This is a genomic window from Pseudomonas sp. 67(2021) (assembly GCF_017491835.1).
In the GTDB taxonomy this organism is placed as follows: Bacteria; Pseudomonadota; Gammaproteobacteria; order Pseudomonadales; family Pseudomonadaceae; genus Aquipseudomonas; species Aquipseudomonas atacamensis.
In genome coordinates, this window is record NZ_JAFGYL010000017.1 from 31294 (window position 1) to 52985 (window position 21692).

Genomic DNA, 21692 nt, shown 5'->3' on the forward strand with positions numbered 1-21692 from the left:
GCTCAAACCGAAGGTTTGAAAAAAATGCGATATATCAGTACTCGCGGCCAGGCCCCGGCCCTGAATTTCGAAGAGGTCCTGCTGGCCGGTCTGGCGACCGATGGCGGTCTGTACGTCCCGGAAAACCTGCCACGTTTCACTCAGGAAGAAATCGCTTCCTGGGCCGGCCTGCCGTATCACGAACTGGCCTTCCGGGTGATGCGCCCGTTTGTCACCGGCAGCATTCCGGATGCCGATTTCAAGAAGATTCTCGAAGAAACCTACGGCGTGTTCGCCCACAGCGCCGTGGCGCCACTGCGTCAGTTGAACGGTAATGAATGGGTGCTTGAGCTGTTCCACGGCCCGACCCTGGCGTTCAAGGACTTCGCCCTGCAACTGCTCGGTCGCCTGCTCGATTACGTGCTGGAAAAGCGCGGCGAGCGCGTGGTGATTGTCGGTGCCACCTCTGGTGATACCGGTTCTGCGGCCATCGAAGGCTGCAAGCACTGCGAAAACGTCGACATTTTCATCCTGCACCCTCATCAGCGCGTATCGGAAGTGCAGCGTCGGCAGATGACAACGATCTTCGGCGAGAACATCCACAACATCGCCATCGAAGGCAACTTCGATGACTGCCAGGAAATGGTCAAGAACAGCTTCGCCGACCAGAGCTTCCTCAAAGGCACGCGTCTGGTGGCGGTGAACTCGATCAACTGGGCGCGGATCATGGCCCAGATCGTTTACTACTTCCATGCGTCCCTGCAGTTGGGCGGTCCGGCGCGTTCGGTGTCGTTCTCGGTACCGACCGGCAACTTCGGCGACATCTTCGCCGGTTACCTGGCGCGCAACATGGGCCTGCCGATCAACCAGTTGATCGTCGCGACCAACCGCAACGACATCCTGCACCGCTTCATGAGCGGCAACCAGTACGTCAAGGAAACCCTGCACGCAACGCTATCGCCGTCGATGGACATCATGGTGTCGTCGAACTTCGAGCGCCTGCTGTTCGACCTGCACGGGCGTAACGGTGCGGCGATTGCCGGCCTGATGGACTCGTTCAAAAAGGACGGCAGTTTCAGCGTCGAGCAAGAGCGCTGGACCGAAGCACGCAAGCTGTTCGATTCGCTGGCGGTGGACGATGCGCAGACCTGCGAAACCATCGCCGACGTCTACGAGCAAACCGGTGAAGTCCTCGACCCGCACACTGCCATCGGTGTGAAAGCTGCGCGCGAATGCCGTCGCAGCCTGGATATCCCGATGGTCATTCTGGGGACTGCCCATCCGGTCAAGTTTCCTGAGGCAGTGGAGAAAGCGGGTGTAGGAAAAGCGCTCGAACTACCTGCACATCTTTCTGATTTGTTTGAGCGAAACGAGCGCTGCACGGTTCTGCCAAACGACCTGAAAGCCGTGCAAGCCTTTGTCAGCCAGCATGGCAACCGCGGCAAGCCGCTCTAAGCCAGTAAAAGCTGTCACATTTTGAAGCCCGTCTCCTGACGGGCTTTTTTGTTTCTGCTGCCACACTGCTCGGGTTTTCACCCACGAAGGACGGGTGAGTCGATCACGAAGGAAATGGCAATGCTGTTTTACAGAGGTTTGAAACCGGCACTGGGCTGGTTGTTTTTGTTGGCGGTGCTGGGGTGGACACACAGCGGCATGGCAGCGCAAATGGCACTCGATCAGGCCAATGCGTCAGCCAGTGTCCAGGCTATCGAGCTGGATGCGCACGAGCAGCAATGGATACGTGACAACCCCAGAGTGACGGTGGCATCGGTGCAATATCCGTTGTACCTGTTTCAGGACGAACATGGCCAGTGGAGCGGTCTGAACAACGATGTGCTCAAGCGCGTCAGCGCAATGACCGGCCTGCAATTCGAGCACCAGGAATCGTTCTCTACCGACCATATGCTCGATCGCCTGCAAAGCGGGGTCGCGGACATCAGTACGACCTTGGCCATGAGTGATGATCGCAAGGCGTTTCTCGATTTCAGTCATGCTTTTGGAGGGGCGGGCTGGGTTTTTGTCGGACATGCCAATACCCCGCGGGTGGAGTCTTTCGAGCAACTGGCCAAGCGCGTTCTGGTGCTGCCCGCCCGTCATGCTCTGGAGGATGCGATTCGCCGCGATTATCCGTCGATTGAAATACGCTCGGTGAAAACCTACGCCGAAGCGCGGGCGCTGGTCGAGAGCGGTGAAGCCTACGCAACCATCGAAAACGAAATCGGCGCGCAGCTCTATCCGTTGGGCATGCTCAAGGTCGGTGCACTGGTAGAGGGCAAGTGGGAAGCCGATCATCTGGCTGTACGAAAAGGCATGCCGCAACTACTGAGTATTCTCAACAAGGCGCTGGAAGCGTTCCCTGCGGCGGAGTTGCGGGCGATGCGTCTCAAGTGGCTGGCGGGCGTTTCGCCGCCGCCCGTGCCCTCCGTCTGGGAACGGCTGGTCGAGTGGGCATGTTGGGCGATGGGGGTAATCGGCGTTTTCGGAATGCTGTCGCTGGTGTGGAACAGGCGTCTGGCAGCCGTAATCAAGCTGCGCTGCGCAGCGGAAAAGGAGCTGGGTGATCAACTGGCCTTTCAGCACGCCCTGATCGATTCGATGCCGGATCCGGTGTTTGTCCGTGATCTGCACGGGCGCTTGATCATCTGCAATCGCAGTTACGAGGAAGCACTGTCGGTGCGCCTGGATCAGATGCAGGGGCGCCTGCTGATCGAAGTCGATGCGTTTCCGGAAACCACTGCGCGGATGCTGCACGATGAATTCATCGCCCAGTTGCAAACCCGCAAGTCGCGCTTCAGCAAACGACAGCTGCTGTTCAAGGGCGGGTCTCGCGAGGTTTATCAGTGGACCGTGCCGTTTTACAGCGGTGACGGTAAATTGCGCGGCCTGTTGGGTGGCTGGACCGATATCACTCAGCGCAGGACCGAGAGCGGGTGTCGCTGTCTGCAGTAAAGAAGGGAAATGTCCTGCAAGACGCGGCTACTTTTCTGATGGGAGGCTTAAGACGCCTGCCCTAGAGTGAACGACAACTGCGGTGAGAGTCCGCGATGATCGCTCCAGAGGTCGCCCATGCGCTCGCTTAAAGTCCTGATTCTTGAACCCAACCCGTTCCAGCTGATGGCATTGCATCAAATGCTCAATGCCATCGGCATCTACGATGTATTGACCGCGCCTTCGCTGGCGTCAGCCTTGAGTTCACTGGGGCATCGCGGCGCGGTCGATATCGCCATTTGCGATCCGCAGCTCAAAGGTGGCGATGGGCTGGCTTTGATTCATCACCTGGCGGCGCACCATGAGGCGCGTGCCCTGATTCTGCTGGGCTCGGTCGCGCAGAGTTTGATGAGTGATCTGGAGCCGCTGCTCCGCCAGCAACGCCTGCGCCTGCTGGGACGGCTGCAAACGCCGGTTTCGGCGGTGTTGATGAGAGGTCTGCTGGACAGTTATCTGATCACCCCGCAGGAGCTCATCGAGGCCTGAAACCGGCGAATATTTTTCTGTCATCTTCGCCGTGCATGCTCTGTCAGACTAGGACCCGCAAGGTCGGGACGCGACAGGCAGAACTTTCTTCTCGGGCCGGTGGTCATTTAATGTGAACACGCCCCAGGCACTGTGTTTTCGGACTATTGAGTGGAGATCGAGATGGAAAGTATCAGTCTATTGCTCGGTGAGGCTCTGAGCCCGTATCAGGTGACGCTGACCCCTCGCGGCAGCCATGGTGAATGTCTGGTGACGCTGAAGAACAGCAGCGGCGCCATTGTGGTGGAACGCGAATTCAATCAGGCCCAGTTGAGCGACAAGCGCTTGCTGACCGACGTGGTGGACGGCCTGCACCGTGACGTGATGATCGCCGAAGGGCGGTTGGAACCCTGCGTGATTGCGGCGTTGCGCAATGCAGCTCTGGACAAGCGTCCGGCCCTGTAAAGATGAAATATTTTTTGTGGGAACCTTCCTGCATCCCTGTCAGTCAGACCCCATAACAGCGAGATCAAGCATTGTGCTCCGGTGCTTGTCGCTTGCTGCTACGGGTCTCGAAGCAGACCCCGTTTAACCCCGAGTCGTCTCCCCACTTCTCGGGGTTTCTTTTGCCCGGCGTTTGCGCAGTGCGCGGCTTGTTGCTTGAAAAACCGAAGCGCCCGGCGCTGCTCAGATGGCCCCGTCTTCACGCAGCCGAGCGATTTGCGCCGCGTCGTAGCCCAGATCGCCAAGCACCTGCGCATTGTGTTCGCCCAACTGCGGCCCGACCCATTCGGATGAACCTGGGGTTTCGGAAAGTTTCGGAACGATGCCGGGCATCTTGAAGTCCTTGCCGTCCGGCAGCTTGGCATGCAGGAACATCTCTCGCGCCAGATATTGCGGATCGTTGAACATGTCCTCGGCGCTGAAGATCCGGCTGACCGGTACGTCGGCCTGATTGAGCAAGTCGAGAACAGCCTGCAGCGGTAAGGAATTGACCCAGCGATCAATCACGCCATACAACTCGTCCCGGCGACTGTCACGCCCGTCGTTACTGGCCAGCAGTGGGTCGTTGGCAAGATCTTCGCGGCCAATCACGAGCATGAAGCGTTTGAAGATCGCATCACCATTGGCACCGATCTGCACATGCTTGCCGTCGGCGCTGGTGTGGATCGAAGACGGCGTGATGCCCGGCATGATGTTGCCGCTGCGCTCGCGGATGAAACCGAACACGTCGAACTCCGGCACCATGCTTTCCATCATCGCGAAGATAGCTTCATACAGCGCAACGTCGACCACTTGGCCCAGTCCGCCATTGACCTCGCGATGACGCAGCGCCATCAGCGCACCGATCACGCCCCACAGCGCGGCAATCGAATCACCGATGGAAATCCCGGTACGCACCGGTGGCCGATCTTCGAAACCGGTGATGTACCGCAGGCCGCCCATGGATTCGCCGACCGCGCCGAAACCCGGCTGGTCCTTCATCGGCCCGGTCTGACCGAAACCGGACAGGCGCACCATCACCAGTTTCGGGTTCAGGGCGTGCAGGGTTTCCCAGCTCAGACCAAGTTTTTCCAAGACGCCGGGGCGGAAATTCTCGATGAGGATGTCGGCTTCGCCCAGCAGTTGTTTCAGGATCGCCAAACCGTCCGGGTGTTTCAGATTGAGGGTCAGCGACTTCTTGTTGCGCGCCTGGACGAACCACCACAACGAGGTGCCTTCGTACAATTTGCGCCACTTGCGCAGGGGATCGCCGCCGTCCGGCGACTCGATCTTGATCACCTCGGCGCCGAATTCGCCGCAAATGCGCGAGGCAAACGGCCCGGCGATCAGCGTACCCAATTCAATGACTTTCAGACCCGAGAGCGGTTTGCTGGTGAACGGCATGCGAAATCCTGTAGGACAAGGCTGAACGGATACAGGGTTTTAACATAGCCGGCTGTCAGACGCCGCAGCTCGATCGCCATCAATTCGTTGATTGCCTGTGGCATCGGTTAGACTTGCCGACTTTCCTCGTATCAAGAAGCCCGTTCATGGCCCAGCCGTCCACTACCTACAAATTCGAACTGAACCTCACCGACCTCGACCGCAGCGTCTACGAAAGCGTCAAGCAGACCATCGCCCGTCATCCTTCGGAGACCGAAGAACGCATGACTGTGCGGCTGCTGGCCTACGCGCTCTGGTACAACGAGCAGCTGTCGTTCGGCCGTGGTCTGTCAGACGTGGATGAACCGGCCTTGTGGGAAAAGAGCCTGGACGACCGTGTCCTGCACTGGATCGAAGTCGGCCAGCCGGATGCCGATCGCCTGACCTGGTGCTCGCGCCGCACCGAACGCACCAGCCTGCTGGCCTACGGCAGCCTGCGTGTGTGGGAAACCAAGGTGATCCCGGCGATCAAGAACCTGAAAAACGTCAACATCGCCGCCGTCCCGCAGGAAGTGCTGGAGACCCTGGCCAAGGACATGCCGCGCGTCATCAAGTGGGACGTGATGATCAGCGAAGGCACGATCTTCGTCACCGACGATCGCGGTCAGCACGAAGTCCAGTTGCAATGGCTGCAAGGTGAGCGCGGCTGAGGTCGCGACATCACTGATATTTCCCACGAATCAAAGAGAAGCCTCCTTCGCCCCATGCGTATCGAACCTCGTCAACTGCCTGCCACGCTGCCTTTCCTCGGTGATCTGCCGCCACTGCTGACCCGCCTGTACGCGGCGCGGGGCGTGCAATCGGAAGCGGAGCTGGACAAAAGTCTGGCGCGCTTGATCCCGTTCCAGCAGCTCAAAGGCATTGATGCGGCTGTTGACCTGCTGGTGACGGCATTGGAGCAACGCCAGCGCATTTTGATCGTCGGCGACTTCGATGCGGACGGCGCCACCGCCAGCACCGTCGGTGTACTCGGCCTGCGCCTGCTGGGCGCTGCGCATGTCGATTATCTGGTGCCGAACCGTTTCGAATACGGCTATGGCCTGACGCCGGAAATCGTCGAAGTCGCGCTGACCCGTGAACCGCAACTATTGATCACCGTCGATAACGGCATCTCCAGCGTCGAAGGCGTCGCGGCGGCCAAGCGCGCCGGACTGAAGGTATTGATCACCGACCACCACTTGCCCGGCGATGAACTGCCGCAGGCCGATGCGCTGGTCAATCCGAACCAGCCGGGCTGCGAGTTTCCGAGCAAAGCGCTGGCCGGCGTCGGGGTGATTTTTTATGTGTTGATGGCCTTACGCGCACGCCTGCGCAGCCTTGGCTGGTACGAGAGCAAACCGCAACCGAACATCGGCGAACTGCTCGATCTCGTGGCGCTGGGCAGCGTCGCCGACGTGGTGCCGCTGGATGCCAACAACCGCATTCTTGTGCATCAAGGGCTGGAGCGAATTCGTGCCGGCCGGGCGCGGCCGGGGATCAAGGCGATTCTCGAAGTCGCCAAGCGAGAGGCTGCGCGGATCACTTCCACCGACCTGGGTTTTATTGTCGGCCCTCGCCTGAACGCCGCCGGGCGTCTGGACGACATGAGCCTGGGCATCGAATGCCTGCTCACTGCCGACGCCAATCTGGCGCGGGAAATGGCTGCGCAACTGGACGGCATGAACCAGGATCGCAAATCCATCGAGCAGGGCATGCAGCGAGAAGCGCTGGCGCAGCTCAAGGATCTGCCGGTCGAGTCGATGCCGTTCGGTCTGTGCCTGTTCGATCCGGAGTGGCATCAGGGCGTGATCGGCATCCTCGCCTCGCGGATGAAAGAGCGCTATTTCCGCCCGACCATTGCCTTCGCCGATGCCGGTGATGGTCTGCTCAAGGGCTCCGGTCGCTCGGTGCAGGGCTTCCATATTCGCGATGCGCTGAGCGTGGTCGCGGCGCAGCATCCGAACCTGATCGCCAAGTACGGTGGCCACGCGATGGCCGCTGGTCTGACCTTGCCGCAGGAGAATTTTCCGCTGTTCGCCGAGGCATTCGACGCTGAAGTACGTAGGCAACTTCGCGAAGAAGACCTCACTGGGCGAATGTTGTCGGACGGCACGCTGGCCGTCGAAGAGTTCCACCTCGAACTGGCCCGCGCCTTGCGCCACGCCGGGCCATGGGGTCAGCACTTTCCGGAGCCGCTGTTTCATGGCGTGTTCCAGTTGGTCGAGCAGCGCGTGGTTGGCGAACGGCATTTGAAAGTGGTGCTGAAAAGCGAATGCGGTTCGGTGAAGCTCGATGGCATCGCGTTTGGCATTGATCGCGATGTGTGGCCGAACCCGACGATTCAATGGGTTGAACTGGCTTACAAGCTCGACGTCAACGAGTTTCGTGGCAACGAGACTGTGCAGTTGATGATTGCTCATATCGAACCGCGCTGAAGATCAAAAGATCGCAGCCTTCGGCAGCTCCCACAGGGGATCGCATTCCTCTGTTGGAGCTGCCGAAGGCTGCGATCTTTTCCGGAACCCCCCAAGATCCCCGGTTGTCGACTAGGCTCTAAGCACTGCTTGATTGGCCTTGTGACGTCTTGTCGAATTCTTGCCCGCGGGGGCGGGTGCTACACCCTTTTTCTGTCACTCGTCGACTTTTCAAACAGAACCCTGGAGCCTGCCCACTGATTCGAGAGGTGCCCCATGAGTCTGCTGCTTGAACCCTTTACCCTGCGCCAACTGACCCTGCCCAACCGCATCGCCGTGTCGCCGATGTGCCAGTACTCCAGCGTCGACGGCCTGGCCAACGACTGGCATCTGGTGCACCTGGGCAGCCGCGCGGTGGGCGGTGCCGGCCTGGTTTTTACCGAAGCCACGGCGGTGACCGCCGACGGGCGCATCACCGCCCAAGACCTTGGACTGTGGAACGACGAACAGATCGAACCGCTGCAACGCATCACTCGCTTCATCACCGCTCAGGGCGCGGTCGCCGGTATTCAACTGGCCCACGCCGGGCGCAAGGCCAGCACTCACCGGCCGTGGATCGGCAAGCATGGCAGTGTCAAACCCGAGGACGGCGGCTGGACCCCGGTCGGGCCATCGCCGATTGCTTTCGACCCGCAGCACACCCAACCGAAGCAGCTGGATGAAGGGCAGATCGCCGAAGTGATCCAGGCCTTTGTCGACGCGGCCAAACGCGCGCTGACGGCGGGTTTCAGCGTGGTCGAGGTGCATGCCGCGCATGGCTATCTGCTGCATCAGTTTCTCTCGCCGCTCAGCAATCAACGCCGCGATCAGTACGGTGGTTCGTTCGAGAATCGTATCCGTCTGGTGCTGCAAGTCACTGAAGCGGTGAGGGCGGTATGGCCGGAGGAATTGCCGGTGTTTGTCCGCGTCTCGGCGACCGACTGGGTCGAAGACGGCTGGAATCCGGACGAAACCGTGGAACTGGCGCGTCGCCTTCACACGCTGGGCGCCGATCTCATTGACGTGTCTTCAGGAGGGACTGCTGCAAACGCGGAAATCCCGGTTGGACCCGGATATCAGACGCGCTTCGCCGAGCGGGTACGCAAAGAGTCAGGCATCGCGACCGGTACTGTCGGAATGATTACCGAGCCGGCCCAGGCCGAACACATTCTGCGTACCTGTCAGGCTGATATCATTTTCCTCGCGCGCGAACTGCTGCGCGATCCGTACTGGCCGCTGCACGCCGACGATGATCTGGGCGGACGCAAAGCAGTGTGGCCCGCGCAGTATCAGCGCGCGACCCATCGGGATCAGCCCATTCATGAGTCGGATTTGCGTGATTGATTGAAGGCTGGAAAGCAAAAGCCCCGAACCAGTGATGGCCGGGGCTTTTCTATTCGGCAGAAGTTTGCGTTATCCAGGCGGGCCTCTTCGCGAGCAGGCTCGCTCCCACATTAGGAATGCGGACCCCTGTGGGAGCGAGCCTGCTCGCGAATGACGCCAGAACAGCCGCCTTAGAACCTCAAGGGTATTTACGCTTGTCCGGCGCCGGCGGGAAGTACTGGTACAACCAGGTCTCGCTCAACGTGCGGTCATTGGTGCGAATGAACAGGCGCAGTTCCACCGGCTCGACACTGTCATTGGTCGGGTACCAGTCGAACAGAATCCGATAACCCTTGATGTCATCCAGCACCAGCACGCTGAAGTCCTGCACCTTGCCGTTTGAACAGGTAATCACCGGCTCGATCCCGGTGCCCTGTGGCAGGCGCTCGAGGCCGCCACCGGTGAAGTCCACGGCAAAGCGCCGCGCCCAGACTGGCGGGTAATGCTCACCCGGCGCCCAACCCTCGGTGAAGCCGCCCATGCCCGAACGCGTCGCGTGCACCCGTGCCAGTGGCGTGCCGACCGGTGGCAGGGCGCTCCAGTACAGCTTGTACCCGTAGTTCAGCGAATCACCGGCAGCCACGGGTTTCTTCGGCGTCCAGAAGGCGACGATGTTATCCAGCGTCTCGCCGGTCGTGGGAATTTCCAGCAGATCGATCGAGCCTTCGCCCCAGGCGGTTGTCGGTTCTACCCACAGGCTCGGGCGCTTGCTGTACCAGTCGACGGTGTCCTGATAGTTGGCGAATTCGTGGTCGGTCTGCACCAGGCCGAAACCCTTCGGGTCCTTGTCGGCAAATGCGTTGAATTGCAGCGTCGCCGGGTTGTTCAACGGACGGCAGATCCACTCGCCATTGCCGCGCCACATGGCCAGACGGTCGGAGTCGTGAATCTGCGGGTGAATGGTGTCGCACATCCGCCGTTCGTGGGTGCCGCAGCTGAACATGCTGGTCATCGGCGCCACGCCCAACTGTTCGATGGTGGTGCGTGCGTTGATGTGCGCGTCGATTTCCATGACCACGCGCTCGGCCTGGCAATCGATGTCGAAGCGATAGGCGCCGGTTGCGCTCGGCGAGTCGAGCAGGGCGTAGACCACAAAACGCGTGGCGTTCTTGTCAGGCGTCTCGAACCAGAACTTGGTGAAGTCGGGAAATTCTTCGCGCTTCTTCGCGTAGGTATCAATGGCCAGGCCGCGCGCGGAGAGGCCATATTGGCCAGTAGCATCGACCGCACGGAAATAGCTGGCGCCGAGAAACGACACCACATCATGCCGATCCAGCTCCGGCGCCTTGAACAGTTTGAAGCCGGCAAAACCCAGGTCGCCCTTGAGCTGCTGGGTGTCGACCGAAGTGTTCTCGTAATTGAACAGCGCCGGGCGGAAATGCACCTCGCGCGCCATGCGCGTCTTCGGATCAACGCTGTACATGCGCACCGGCTGACGGAAACCCATGCCGACGTGGAAAAACTGCACGTCCAGCTGACCTTTGTTTTCCTTCCACAAGGAATGCTCGCCGTCGTAGCGGATCGCGTTGAAATTCTGCGGAGTCATGGTCGCCAGGGTTGGCGGCAACACCTGTTTCGTATCCTGATAGGCATTGCCGGCGAGCTGCTTGGCCTGGCGCTTCAACGCCTCGAAATCGAAAGCCTGGGCCTCGCCATCGGCGGCGCCACCATTGGCCGCCCAGGCGCGAGCGGCCAACAGACCCGACGCGGAAAGACCGGTATAGGCCGCAATGGCCATGGACGCTTTGAGCAAATTCCTGCGGTGCATAAATACAACCTGTCGTGTGCAATCCAGCGCCGTTCCTGGCACCTGTCGGATCGGAAATTACGGTTCGGTCATGCCTTCGGCCAAACGCAACGGACTATAAACAGATGCCCGCTAGCTTAATCGGTTCGATTGTCGGGCAAAAAGGCTTGTTTGCGTTGCGCCATCTGGCAATGAAACAAGACATGTCTGTAATTTTTCTGACAGGGCCCTCTGATTTAGAGGGCATATCTGCTTTTTTCGATTAATTACTCTAAAAACCACTTTTCAACGCCGATTTAATTCCTATTCTATGAGCAAGACCGGATACAAGCCTTCGTGCCGGCGGGGCACACGACGCTGCTCGAAGAGGCAGGGCGATGTGAGGTTCAGCAGTTTCTTGACTCAATAGAGAAGGACATCGTCCATGGCAAAAATACAGGGCATCACCGAAATGTTGGGCATCTTTCCTTGCTTGGGCGGCGGGCGCAGAAGACGCCGTCTCAATTCCGAAGAATTGAAGCTGGTGGAGCGTTATCGAGAGCTATCGGAAAGCGACCGGATCGCCATGCGCTATCTGGTGGATGCGATGCGGAGTGTTTCGCGGTTTTAAGGAGGAGGGGAGAAGGGGGCAGGTCGAAAGGCCTGCCCCTTTTCATCGGGTAACGCTCGGAACGGGCCGTTCTGAGTGGCGAGCAACATCTCGAAGCACACTCACGGGGCGGATTGGGGCACTTTCGAACTAGGCTGAGGGCCTTAGATCCGGATAACCCTTGTTTGGAGACGGAACATGAACACCCGTGGATTGCTCGATCAACTGCTCAAGTCCGGGCAGGAAATGCTGCAGAACAAGGCCGGCGGCGCTTCCAGCAAATCGGCTGCCAGCGGACTTGGCGGCTTGCTCGGTGGCTCGTCTGGCTCCAGCGGCCTCGGCGGCCTGCTCTCCGGCGCGGGTGGCGGCGCATTGGCCGCAGGCGCGATGGGCCTGCTGCTCGGCAATAAAAAGGTCCGCAAGGTCGGCGGCAAAGTCGCGATCTACGGCGGCCTCGCTGCGCTGGGCGTACTGGCTTACAAGGCGTACGGCAACTACAACGCCCAAAAAGGCAGCGCACCCCAACGCGAACCGCAAACCCTCGACCGCCTGCCACCCGCTCAAGTCGAGCAGCACAGCCAGGCAATCCTCAAAGCCCTGGTCGCCGCCGCCAAAGCCGACGGCCACATCGACGAGCGAGAGCGCGAACTGATCGAAGGCGAATTCACAAAACTCGACAACGACCAGGAACTGCAACACTGGCTCCACGCCGAACTCAACAAACCCCTCGACCCCACCGACGTCGCCCGCGCGGCGAGCACGCCGGAAATGGCGGCGGAGATGTACATCGCCAGTGTGATGCTGGTGGATGAGGAGAATTTTATGGAGAAGAGCTATCTGGATGAACTGGCACGGCAGTTGAAATTGGAGCCGGGGTTGAAGGTGGAGTTGGAGAGGCAGGTGCGGTTGGCGGGGGAGGGAAGTTCTGGGGGGAAATCGCAGCGTTGAGTTGCGATTTTTCCTGTGTCGTTGAACGGGGCTTCAAACGGAGGTTGAAGTTTGTAATTCCGTTCTGGACCAGGCTCGATTGAAATTACGAGGTGACCAACTTGTTGGGATTTTGTTCGGGTCGTAGCGAGGGAGCGTCAGGCGGGAGCCGTTGAGGTCGATGCTGCTGAGTTGCCCGCCAGGCTGGTGGCGGTAATCGAGTTTGCTGCCATCGGGCAAGCGGCAGTGCTTGAGCTGGCCGACGCTATCGTATTCGTAGCGCAGAGTGCCCCAGTCTTGGTGTTCCTCGATGAGTCGGTCTAGCAGGTCGTATTTATAGGCACACGGCTAATCACTGCCGTCGACGTTGACTAGTCGACGCGAGCGCGTCGATGCTTTAAGTTTTTTTACTTTATCCAACGTGTTATCTAACGCTTTCTCAAGATCGTCCAAAGTTTTGGCCGTTTCGGTATATATAGGTGAATTCCAGTTTTGGTTTGCGATTAATGAGATTCTGAAGGCGCCGTGTTCACTGAATTCGGGATACCATCCAATGTCTATTATTTGCTCGTGCGGGAATGACGCCTGTAATAGATCTTCCCTTAATTTATCTGTGGGGAGCGCAATTTTCGATCCGTCTAGGCTGGTTAATTCGTCAAAAGTTATCTTTCCGTCAAGATTTTTTATCTTTTCAGTATTCATAATTTATTTGTTCTTTTTCGTTGGATTGTAGGTAGGCGCGCGTGTGGCTCCTCCGGGTAGGGTATCCTGCGTCAGGCGGTCGAGGGCATCCCATTGCTAATTAGTGATCGCACCGGATTAGTCGTTACGGGCGATTTGCCCGAATATGTATTGGGGTTAAGTTTTGTTTTCGACATTGCTTGATAATTAAATGCTATCTGGTTACAGGTTTTCTGAGGTTGTTTTAGGGATCTCGCTGCGCGAAGTGGACGCAGTCATGTTCATCTAAGTATATTAATGTGCTTAAGTTTTCAGGGGTTATCCAGAATGGAAAGCCTGTTGATTCGAAAAGTAGCGTTCTTAGGTCTTCTGTGGTTTCAAGCCTCCAAGCGTGAATATGGTCGTCTTGAACTATGAGAATAGGCTTCTCAAAATTTTCCAGTGTGTCAACTGTCTTCCAGTATTCTGGGTCGTGTTTTTTTTTGGTGTTTTCCAGAAAATATGGATCCATATTTTTCGCTTTTGATGAGAAAAATAGCGACGTTAACTTGCTTGTGAGTGCTGATAAATCATGGGTGCTGAATTTTTTATTTTTTATTTTTTGCTGTGCCAATGTTGAATCGATTTCGTTTTCAAAGTAATTCATTGGGCAATATTCAGGCGTAGTTTGCTTTGATATGAAGATTTTTGCAAGTTGTAGGCGCAAGGATGCATTGTCTAATTTGCTTTGCTCTTGATCGGGGTGTGCTTGTCGTCAAGAGAATGCCGCGGTTAAGTAAAAATTGGTTGTTAATTTAATTCGTAGTTAAATTTTTCATCTAAGCCTAGAGAAATGTCTTGGTTTTTAGTTCGTTCGAATATCGCTATTATTTTCTCATATGTTTCGCCAAGATTTTGTTTAGAGTCTCTCGAATTTCGCCATACTATATTAATCGGGCGTTCCACATTCGTGCTTAGCAGGTCCCATAAGGCGTTTAGGTTGTTTCCGTAGTATTGCGAAACGGAAAAGGCAGAAGCTATACGCTTATGAAAGTCTTGTTCGTTTAAGATTGATAAGCCATCAAGTTCAATTATCATTTGTTATTGCTTCCATGTTCCAATTGGGCTGACGGTATCATAGTGATCGCTGGTGATATATAGCAGGCCGTCATTCGAATAGAGTAACCTGGTTCCCGGTTGGTTGCTCCGTGACATTGTGTTGCTGAGGCCGACGTCGGCTTCATACCAAGTTCGGCCAGAGGCGGATGGAAGGATATTTGTATCATTATAGAAAATATCTCCTCCTATCTGCCCACCGGGGACGCTGTTGTTGACTGCCTTACCTGGTTTCCATCCGCTCTGAGCAGCCTGAGCTTTAGTAACGTAATTAGGAGGAAGCTCTCCGGTAGATCGCAGGCTTTCGACTAAGGGGTTAGCGGCCTCAGTCGTTCTAAGGTCCCGTTTCATTGCAGCGTATTTAGCAGCGTTATGGGCAGAGTTGTCATATGGTTCGGGTTGTTCACAATCTTTACTTGCAAGCCCCAACGGATCCACCCAACCCGTAGGATTAGGCACGTACTGGTAGCTATTCAACCCGCCCGCAAGCTTGATCGGATCCGGCGTCAAGAACCGGCCAGTCCCTGGATTGTAGTAGCGGTGGCGGTTGTAATGTAACCCTGTCTCGGTGTCGAAATACTGCCCTTGAAAACGCAGCGGATTATCGATTTCGCTGACATCCAGCGCTGCGAGGTTGCCGTACGCGCGATACTTCGCCGACCACATGATTTCGCCGCTGTAGTCGGTCAGTTCCTGCGGCGTGCCGAGGTGGTCGAGTTGGTAGTAGAACGGGGCCGCTTTTAGCGGGCCTTCGCCGTCGAGCATTGCCAGCGGGCGGAAGGTGCCCGGTTCGTAGATGTAACTGCGGTAGCGGTTCTCGGCGCTTTCAGCGATGAGGCGTTCGCCTTGCCACAGAAACTCGGTGGTGTGACCGTCGACTGACTTTTCAATGCGGCGGCCAAAGGCGTCGTATTTGTAGCTTGCGGTGCTGCCACCCGGCAGGCTGACGCCTATCAGGCGGTGCTGGCAGTCGTAGCGGTATTCGGTGACGAGCTTCTGGCCGGTGCCGCGACGCTCGCGGATCAGGTTGCCGTAAGAGTCGTAGTCGTAGTGGCGGTCGCCTTGCATCAGCAGGCGATTACCTTTGACGTTGGCGAGATTCGCAACGGGCAGGTCATTTTGTCCGAGCAGGTTGCCCGCCGGGTCGTGGGCGAAACTCTCTGGCATGGCGCCGCGCACGCTGATCAGGCGATCCAGCGGGTCGTAGTGATAGCTGCGGTTGCCTTTGCGGCTGTCGTCGATTCCGGCGAGGTTGCCGTTGGCGTCGTAGTTGTAGCGACGCTGGAACAGGTGCTTGTCCCGTTGGCTAACGCTGTGCGCTTGCAGACGTCCCTGTTCGTCGTATTGGTATTGGCTAAGCAGCAGACCTTGTTGGCGCTGTTGCTCTCGACCGGCGTTGAACTGATGAGAGGTCAGGCGAGAACCGTTGAGGTCGATGCTGGTGAGTTGCCCGCCAGGCTGGTGGCGGTAATCGAGTTTGCTGCCATCGGGCAAGCGGCAGTGCTTGAGCTGACCGACGCTGTCGTATTCGTAGCGCAGGGTGCCCCAGCCTTGGTGTTCCTCGATGAGTCGGTCTTGGAGATCGTATTTGTAGGCGAGCGGCCAATGGCCGTCGTCAACGTTAACGAGGCGGCCAAGCACGTCGTAGCTGTAGTGAATCTCTTCGCCGTCGGGTAGCGTTTTTACAAGCAGACGACCTGCGGCGTCACGCTGATATTCGGTGACCAGTTCGCTGCCGTCATCGCCGAACTCGGCTTTCTTCAGCAGTTGGCCGTTGAGGTCGTACTCGTAGGCGGTCCGACGACCATCGAAGCCTGTTTCCTGTTGGATCAGGCCGTTGGCGTAGTAATCAAGGTGGTAGTGCTCGCCGCGCTCGTTTTCGATTTCAGTGAGCAGCAGGCGCGAGTTGTCGTAGCGATAGCGCAGTTGGCTGCCGTCGGGATTGATTCGGCGGCTGACGAGGTGAAAATTGTCGGCATATTCATAGCGGGTGATACGGCCAAGTTCGTCGCGTTCAGCAGTGACATTGCCGTAAGCGTTGTAGCTGAATGCACGAGTGGCGCCGCCGGGCAGCGTAACTTGGGCAAGGCGATTGGCAGCGTCCCATTGGTAATGCGTAATCGCGCCTGACTCTTCCTGGCGGGTGATCTGCCTACCCAGTGCGTCGTAGCGGTACTTGCGTTGACCGCCATCAGGCAGGCGCTCTTCCAATAGCTGGCCGAGATTGTTCCAGCCCAACTGATGGCGGCTGCCGTCCGAATGACGGATTTCCAGCAGACGACCCTGAGGGTCATAGCTGTAGTGGGTGGCATTGCCGTCCGGGTCGATCTGCGCAGTAATATCGCCCTGCCGGTTGCGTTGGTACTTCCAACTGGCTTTGCCGCGCCGAACGTCGCTGACGAAACCATTGATGTATTCGTAAGTGGTGGCTTCGTCTTCCGGCGGGATGACCGCGGTCATCAATCCGTTATCGTCATAGCGATATTCGGTAACGGCGCCCAGCGGATCCTTTTCGGCGATCAATTGGCCTTTGTCGTTGTAGGCCTTGAGATGCTCGGCACCATCCGGATCGATCTTACTGATCAATCGGGCCTGATCGTCGTGGGTATAGACCTCTTCGCTGCCATCGGCGTTGGTTACGGTGACGCTGCCTTTGTCGTCCCAGACGTACTGCGCTTCCATCTGCGAAAAGTTGGCCCAGTGACGAGTGCAGCGAGACAGTTTGCCTTCGTTTTCCCATTCCCAATAGAACGCCGCGCCGCCTGCCAATTGCCGCTCGAGAATGACATGCTGCTCGTTGTAGCGATAACGCTCGGCTTCGCCCGCCGCGTTTTTCGCCTCGATCAGGCGAAGTTGCGCGTCGTAGCTATAGGTGACCAACGTCTGCACGGTATTCCAGACGTCTTCCAGATTATCGGCGGGCAGAAACTGCTGATAATCGACGGCGATGATGTGCTTGCGGTCGTAGCGCAGAAGCAGGGCGCGACCGGCGCCGTTGTCGAGGCGCTTGATGCGACCGTGGATGTCGCGAGTGACGTGCAGGCGATTGCCGTAGCTGTCGCTGATGGCGATCAGGCTTGCACCTTTGCTGTCGTGACGGAAATGGTAGAACGATGGGCGCTTGCCTGCCTGAGCCAAAATCAATTCGGCTGGATCGTCACCCAGGAAAATGGCAGCACGTGAAAGGCTGTTGGTGATGGCCGGACGCTGCTCACTTGGAAGCGGAAACACCGTGGAGCGGTTTTCCTGGTCGGTCCAGATGACTTCGTCGCCGTTGATCTCGATGCGATGAGCGAGCGCGTGGCTCCATCCATAGCCGAGACCGCAGTCGATTTCTACGGCGCTGGTTCTATAGAGGCGGGTCCATTCAAATGGCAGCAGGCCTTCGAGTTGGCCGTCAGTTAGCGTCAGTAACTCTTCGCCAGTGACCATCGAAACAGGGCAGCCGCTAGTGCAAGTATTTGCAGCAGGTTCTGCGCTCTTTTCGGCAGGATTTGTCGCCTGGCTCGATACATCATCAGCGACTTTGCCATCGGCAAGCCTGGCGTTTCTCTTGCCATCAAAACGCAACTCGGAAATCCCGTTCCTGACCTTCGCCGTCACCCCTCGGGCCGCCACTGCGGTGTACTTGGCGACATACTCCATAAAGCCGTTGATGATCTTGAACACCGACTTCACGAAGCCGATCACAGCCTTGATGACAAGCTCTCCGTACTTCTTGAGTCGGGCCGCAAGGTAGATGACGCCGGTACCTTCTGCCGCGATGGTCAATACCACGCCGATCACGATGTCGATCGCAATGCCAACGACAATGGCCGTGGTCATCTTCGCTACATCGCCCGCCATCTTCATCGGCGGCAAGCCCGCCAGCCAGATCACCGCGCTGCGCACCAGCAAAAACAAGGCCGCTTCATCACTGGCCAGCAACATGGCTTTTTTCATGATGTCAGGCGAGCTTTTGGCGACTCTGATCAGCTCGTCTGCGCCAGCGCCGAGATCCTTCGCAAACTTTCCTGGGTCCTGGAGGATGTCGAGCACGAGACTGATGCCGTCCCACACGCCCTTGATCGCTTCCCAGCCACCTTCAAGAATGCCGTTGCCGATGGCCATGGCTGTGCCGGAGGTCGAAAGATTCGACCATTGCGGTTTGAAGCCGGCCCATTCCTTGCGCAGGAAACCTTCAAGGTCCGCAGTCACGCCGCTGTAAGAACTGAAGAGGGCGTCGATCTGCGCCGGGGTCACTTCGTTATGGACGCGAATCGTGTAGAACTTGCCGGGCACACCGCCGGTCCATGCGGCTTTGCCTTGGGCGTCGAGTTTGACCTTGCTGACAGCACCACCGTCCACGGCCACGATTTCGACTTCGATATCGCCGACGGGAATGTCGTAAACCGATTCGAATTTGCTCTCGATCAGCAACGGACCCTTGAGCGGACATTGAGCCACGTTCGAGGTGAAGTTACCGTCGGTCATGCTCACCGTTTTACTGGTGTTGCCCGCCTTGATGACACGCTCCATGCCCAACAAGGACGGCATGTCCGCGGCACGGCTACCCTTGTCGAGGGCCTGTGCATACCAGGTTTTGGTTTGTTCCTGATACAGCTTCAGACTGTCCTTGAAGGTGTTCAGTTGGTTGTCAACAAAGGCAACGCGATCCATCAGCCTTGCTCCAGAATCAGGTGGTTTATCAATGCTTCTTTAAGATTTTGCGGCGCATCCGGGCGGCGCACGAAGCGGGTGATTTTCAGCTTCAGATTGTTCTCGGGCCACGCGGTGTAGAGGTCCGGGCGGTCTTCTTCCAGCCATTGCATCAGGTTGCTGACCAGCGTCGCCGGATTGTCCTTGCTCAACCCTTCCAACAACCCCTTCGGCACCTCCCACCACGGCCAGTCCCGCACCTTCGGCACCACCCTCGACCCCACCTCCAGCGCCTGACCATTGATCAGATACCGCTCAAACACCGGCAGCACTTCACCAGCCTTCTCCCCAAGCCCCCGCAAAATCGGATGAATATGCCGCCCATCCCAAAACCGGAAAAACACCTCGGTGCCATCCGGCATTTTCACCTGCGTCAGGCTGCGCAGATGTTCGAACACTTCGTTCGGCTCTGAACGCGACACCGCCAGCCAGCCCCAGTCGAGGGCGTCGGTGTCGGCGATCCAGGGCAGGAAAACGGAGTTGGCTTTGAGTTCGGTGAGGTAGGGCATCACCGGTTGCCAGGTGGAGTAGGGCGTGCCGCCCCAGATCGGGATGAGTTGGGCGGTGGGTTCGGTGAGGTACAGGGTTTTCAGGGCGTCGGCGTCGCTGGCCGCGCTGACGATCAGGTACAGGCGCTCGCCGCTTTGCAGCGGCTGTTGCGCCAGCCAGTCCTTGGGGGTGATTCGTTCAGATGGCACAGGCACCTGCCTTGCATTTTTCGCATTCTTCACAGAACGGCGCGTTACGTTTCAGGGTGTTGATTTGCGCCGGGGTCAGGACCTGGCCAGCCTTGTCGGCATCCGCCTGTTTCAGCACACCGGGCATCAACGGCGCAGCACCGGTGCCGCTGCCCGGGCTCCCGCCGGAGTTCATGTTGATCACCGGCCCGCTCATGGTCACGCCGCCGGCGTCGATCTTGATGAAGCTGCCGCCGCCGATCAGCGTGAGTTCCGAACCAGCCTCCATCACCACTTTCATGCCACTGCTCAGGTGGATTTCTTGCCCGGCGTCGATGAACTGGCCGGTGCCGATCTTGATGTGCTGATTCACACCGACGGTGAGGTGGTCGTTGGCGCGGGCTTCGACTTTGCGGTCGGCGTAGACGGTGTGGTGTTCTTCGGCTTTGAACTCGGTGTAGCTGTTCTTTTCGACGGTGTCGTGGCGTTCGTTGCCGACGCGGATCTTCTGGTCGTGCTCGATGTTCTCGTCCCAGTCGCGCTGGGCGTGCAGGTAGATTTGTTCCTGGCCTTTTTTGTCTTCGATGCGCAGTTCGTTGTAGCCGCCACCGCCCATCGAACTCAGGGTCTTGAAAGTGCTGCGGGTCTTGTTCGCCGGCAGTGGATAAGGGACGGTGTTTTCCTTGTGATACAGGCAGCCGCTGATCAGCGGTTGATCGGGGTCGCCTTCAAGGAACGTGACGAGCACTTCCATGCCGATGCGCGGGATGGCGATGCCGCCGTACTGGGCGCCGGCCCAGGCGCTGGAGACGCGCAGCCAGCAGCTGGTCTTGTCGTCGGCCTGGCCTTCGCGGTCCCAGTGAAACTGGACTTTGACCCGGCCGTATTCGTCGCAGTGGATTTCTTCGCCTTTCGGGCCGGTGACTACTGCGCTCTGGCTGCCGAGGATTCGCGGTTTCGGGTGGCGCAGCGGCGGGCGGTTGGGTACGTCCCATGGCGTGGCCTGGAAGCGGTTGCGGTAGCCCTGGTGGAAATCGTCTTTCAGCGCGGTGGTGTCACTGGTCACCGACTCCTCGAGCACTTGCGGCTGCTTGCCTTCATGCAGGACTTCGGTGAGCAGCCACAGGTCGTTCCACTTGGCTTTCGGGTGTTCGGTCAGGGCGAGGAAATGGCCGCTGACCAGCAGTGGCTGATCACTCTTGCCTTCGGCGAGCTGGAAGTCGCTGCGATGACGTTCGAGGGCGCGTTTGGCCAAATGTTTGCCGCGCTCGCGGTCGATGAAGCGGCCCGGGTAATCGTAGTCTTCGAGGTCGGGCAGGGCGTCGCCACGGTTTTCGCTTTCCAGGGTCAGGCGCGGTTTTTCGAAGTCGTAGTCGCGGCGGGTGGTGCGGCTGGTGCGGGTTTCCAGGCGCAGGTCGAAACGCTTGATCACCGGGTTGCTGGCGACCATGCCGGAGTCTTGCTGATAGGGCACAGGTGCCAGTTTCGGGAACACCGTCTGGTCGTCGCCGAACACCAACTTGTGCGCGTTGGCGCTGTGCTGGAAGTGGAAGTGAATGCCTTCTTCCTCGCACAGGCGCTGGATGAAGTGCAGATCCGACTCGTCGTATTGCACGCAGTAGATGCGCTCGGGATAGATCGAGCCGGTCTTGAATTCGTAGGCGTTGCTTTGAATGCCGTGCTCTTCGAGCACCATGCCGATGATTTTCGGCACGCTGAGGTTCTGGAAGATGCGCTGGTTGATGCGGTGCGCCAGGTACGCCAGTTGCGGGCGCAGGGTCACCGAATAACGGGTCAAGCGCTTGCCGGAATCGCCTTGCGCGGCGCGGTAGATCTGGCCATGGATGCCGCTGCCATCAGGCGACAGCTGCAGAAAGGCCGGTTTGTGCAGCAGGGTTTCGAGGTCCAGCGACGGCTGCTCACTGACCAGTTCCACCTCAAAGACAAAAGGCTGGCTGATGGCTTCCCGGCCGGTGAGGGTAAACACCTGAAAGTCGGCGGAAAGCCCTTCGATGGTCAGGGCAAAGTGGGTTTCATTGGCCGGCGCGAACATCCCTTGTTCCTCGTGCTGTACAGCGGCGCTCGTCGACGACCGCAAAAAAAGC

General features: G+C 58.2%; 17 protein-coding genes. 9 read left to right on the plus strand and 8 right to left on the minus strand.

Going from position 1 to position 21692, the window contains the following annotated elements; genetic code table 11:
- Window positions 1-24: 24 nt before the first annotated feature.
- The 4 genes from thrC (at window position 25) to J5M66_RS19780 (ending at window position 3897) form a co-directional block, all read left to right on the plus strand.
- The gene (gene thrC, locus J5M66_RS19765) at window positions 25-1434 is read left to right on the plus strand and encodes a threonine synthase (RefSeq protein ID WP_024011723.1); all 1410 of its coding nucleotides are present in this window, start codon (window positions 25-27) and stop codon (window positions 1432-1434) included.
- 120 nt (window positions 1435-1554) lie between these two features.
- Complete coding sequence (locus J5M66_RS19770; protein ID WP_122706120.1) at window positions 1555-2928, plus strand: transporter substrate-binding domain-containing protein; 1374 nt, start codon at window positions 1555-1557, stop codon at window positions 2926-2928.
- A 117-nt stretch (window positions 2929-3045) separates the two neighbouring features.
- Window positions 3046-3453, plus strand: a complete 408-nt coding sequence (locus J5M66_RS19775) for a response regulator (protein WP_016771531.1) — start codon at window positions 3046-3048, stop codon at window positions 3451-3453.
- 162 nt (window positions 3454-3615) lie between these two features.
- Window positions 3616-3897 carry a DUF3509 domain-containing protein gene (locus tag J5M66_RS19780; RefSeq protein WP_016771530.1) on the plus strand — a complete coding sequence of 94 codons (282 nt, stop codon included), beginning with the start codon at window positions 3616-3618 and terminating at the stop codon, window positions 3895-3897.
- Window positions 3898-4119: 222 nt separating this feature from the next.
- Here the strand turns inward: J5M66_RS19780 and J5M66_RS19785 are convergent, their stop codons facing one another.
- A complete protein-coding gene (locus J5M66_RS19785) occupies window positions 4120-5319 on the minus strand; it encodes a CaiB/BaiF CoA-transferase family protein (protein WP_123443083.1) in 1200 nt (399 codons plus the stop codon).
- 146 nt (window positions 5320-5465) lie between these two features.
- On the opposite strand from J5M66_RS19785, the gene J5M66_RS19790 reads away from it, so the two are divergent.
- From J5M66_RS19790 to J5M66_RS19800, 3 genes are all read left to right on the plus strand, one after another.
- Entirely contained in the window at window positions 5466-6008 is a 543-nt protein-coding gene (locus J5M66_RS19790; protein WP_007908961.1) for a YaeQ family protein, read from the plus strand.
- A gap of 54 nt (window positions 6009-6062) precedes the next feature.
- A complete protein-coding gene (gene recJ / locus J5M66_RS19795) occupies window positions 6063-7772 on the plus strand; it encodes a single-stranded-DNA-specific exonuclease RecJ (protein WP_016771527.1) in 1710 nt (569 codons plus the stop codon).
- Window positions 7773-8027: 255 nt separating this feature from the next.
- Complete coding sequence (locus J5M66_RS19800) at window positions 8028-9134, plus strand: NADH:flavin oxidoreductase/NADH oxidase (protein ID WP_207809049.1); 1107 nt, start codon at window positions 8028-8030, stop codon at window positions 9132-9134.
- A 178-nt stretch (window positions 9135-9312) separates the two neighbouring features.
- Here J5M66_RS19800 and J5M66_RS19805 read toward each other — a convergent pair whose 3' ends face one another.
- Window positions 9313-10941: a glucan biosynthesis protein D gene (locus J5M66_RS19805; RefSeq protein WP_071174494.1), complete on the minus strand. Its 1629-nt coding sequence runs from the start codon at window positions 10939-10941 to the stop codon at window positions 9313-9315.
- Window positions 10942-11344: 403 nt separating this feature from the next.
- Between J5M66_RS19805 and J5M66_RS19810 the strand changes: the two genes are divergently transcribed.
- Together J5M66_RS19810 and J5M66_RS19815 are read left to right on the plus strand one after the other, a co-directional pair.
- Window positions 11345-11530 (plus strand): hypothetical protein, encoded by a 186-nt coding sequence (locus J5M66_RS19810; RefSeq protein WP_016771524.1) that lies wholly within the window; start codon window positions 11345-11347, stop codon window positions 11528-11530.
- A 177-nt stretch (window positions 11531-11707) separates the two neighbouring features.
- Window positions 11708-12457 carry a tellurite resistance TerB family protein gene (locus J5M66_RS19815; protein WP_207809047.1) on the plus strand — a complete coding sequence of 250 codons (750 nt, stop codon included), beginning with the start codon at window positions 11708-11710 and terminating at the stop codon, window positions 12455-12457.
- Between the two features lie 327 nt (window positions 12458-12784).
- Here the strand turns inward: J5M66_RS19815 and J5M66_RS19825 are convergent, their stop codons facing one another.
- The 6 genes from J5M66_RS19825 to tssI all read right to left on the minus strand — a co-directional run bounded on the left by J5M66_RS19825 (window position 12785) and on the right by tssI (window position 21640).
- Window positions 12785-13138 (minus strand): hypothetical protein, encoded by a 354-nt coding sequence (locus J5M66_RS19825; protein WP_207809044.1) that lies wholly within the window; start codon window positions 13136-13138, stop codon window positions 12785-12787.
- Between the two features lie 223 nt (window positions 13139-13361).
- A complete protein-coding gene (locus J5M66_RS19830; protein WP_207809042.1) occupies window positions 13362-13763 on the minus strand; it encodes a hypothetical protein in 402 nt (133 codons plus the stop codon).
- A gap of 143 nt (window positions 13764-13906) precedes the next feature.
- Complete coding sequence (locus J5M66_RS19835; RefSeq protein ID WP_207809040.1) at window positions 13907-14194, minus strand: barstar family protein; 288 nt, start codon at window positions 14192-14194, stop codon at window positions 13907-13909.
- Between the two features lie 3 nt (window positions 14195-14197).
- Window positions 14198-18871, minus strand: coding sequence for an RHS repeat-associated core domain-containing protein (locus J5M66_RS19840; RefSeq protein ID WP_207809038.1), 4674 nt, complete (start codon window positions 18869-18871; stop codon window positions 14198-14200).
- Window positions 18871-19608: a DUF4123 domain-containing protein gene (locus J5M66_RS19845; protein WP_207809036.1), complete on the minus strand. Its 738-nt coding sequence runs from the start codon at window positions 19606-19608 to the stop codon at window positions 18871-18873. Before J5M66_RS19845 ends, J5M66_RS19840 begins: the two co-directional genes overlap by 1 nt.
- Window positions 19598-21640, minus strand: a complete 2043-nt coding sequence (gene tssI / locus J5M66_RS19850) for a type VI secretion system tip protein TssI/VgrG (protein ID WP_207809033.1) — start codon at window positions 21638-21640, stop codon at window positions 19598-19600. Before tssI ends, J5M66_RS19845 begins: the two co-directional genes overlap by 11 nt.
- Between the last annotated feature and the right edge of the window lie 52 nt (window positions 21641-21692).

Bases quoted from the DNA above. Each gene is read 5' to 3' on its own strand.
- thrC (WP_024011723.1), top strand. From the start codon at position 25: ATGCGATATATCAGTACTCGCGGCCAGGCCCCGGCCCTGAATTTCGAA.
- J5M66_RS19770 (WP_122706120.1), top strand. From the start codon at position 1,555: ATGCTGTTTTACAGAGGTTTGAAACCGGCACTGGGCTGGTTGTTTTTG.
- J5M66_RS19775 (WP_016771531.1), top strand. From the start codon at position 3,046: ATGCGCTCGCTTAAAGTCCTGATTCTTGAACCCAACCCGTTCCAGCTG.
- J5M66_RS19780 (WP_016771530.1), top strand. From the start codon at position 3,616: ATGGAAAGTATCAGTCTATTGCTCGGTGAGGCTCTGAGCCCGTATCAG.
- J5M66_RS19785 (WP_123443083.1), bottom strand. From the start codon at position 5,319: ATGCCGTTCACCAGCAAACCGCTCTCGGGTCTGAAAGTCATTGAATTG.
- J5M66_RS19790 (WP_007908961.1), top strand. From the start codon at position 5,466: ATGGCCCAGCCGTCCACTACCTACAAATTCGAACTGAACCTCACCGAC.
- recJ (WP_016771527.1), top strand. From the start codon at position 6,063: ATGCGTATCGAACCTCGTCAACTGCCTGCCACGCTGCCTTTCCTCGGT.
- J5M66_RS19800 (WP_207809049.1), top strand. From the start codon at position 8,028: ATGAGTCTGCTGCTTGAACCCTTTACCCTGCGCCAACTGACCCTGCCC.
- J5M66_RS19805 (WP_071174494.1), bottom strand. From the start codon at position 10,941: ATGCACCGCAGGAATTTGCTCAAAGCGTCCATGGCCATTGCGGCCTAT.
- J5M66_RS19810 (WP_016771524.1), top strand. From the start codon at position 11,345: ATGGCAAAAATACAGGGCATCACCGAAATGTTGGGCATCTTTCCTTGC.
- J5M66_RS19815 (WP_207809047.1), top strand. From the start codon at position 11,708: ATGAACACCCGTGGATTGCTCGATCAACTGCTCAAGTCCGGGCAGGAA.
- J5M66_RS19825 (WP_207809044.1), bottom strand. From the start codon at position 13,138: ATGAATACTGAAAAGATAAAAAATCTTGACGGAAAGATAACTTTTGAC.
- J5M66_RS19830 (WP_207809042.1), bottom strand. From the start codon at position 13,763: ATGAATTACTTTGAAAACGAAATCGATTCAACATTGGCACAGCAAAAA.
- J5M66_RS19835 (WP_207809040.1), bottom strand. From the start codon at position 14,194: ATGATAATTGAACTTGATGGCTTATCAATCTTAAACGAACAAGACTTT.
- J5M66_RS19840 (WP_207809038.1), bottom strand. From the start codon at position 18,871: ATGGATCGCGTTGCCTTTGTTGACAACCAACTGAACACCTTCAAGGAC.
- tssI (WP_207809033.1), bottom strand. From the start codon at position 21,640: ATGTTCGCGCCGGCCAATGAAACCCACTTTGCCCTGACCATCGAAGGG.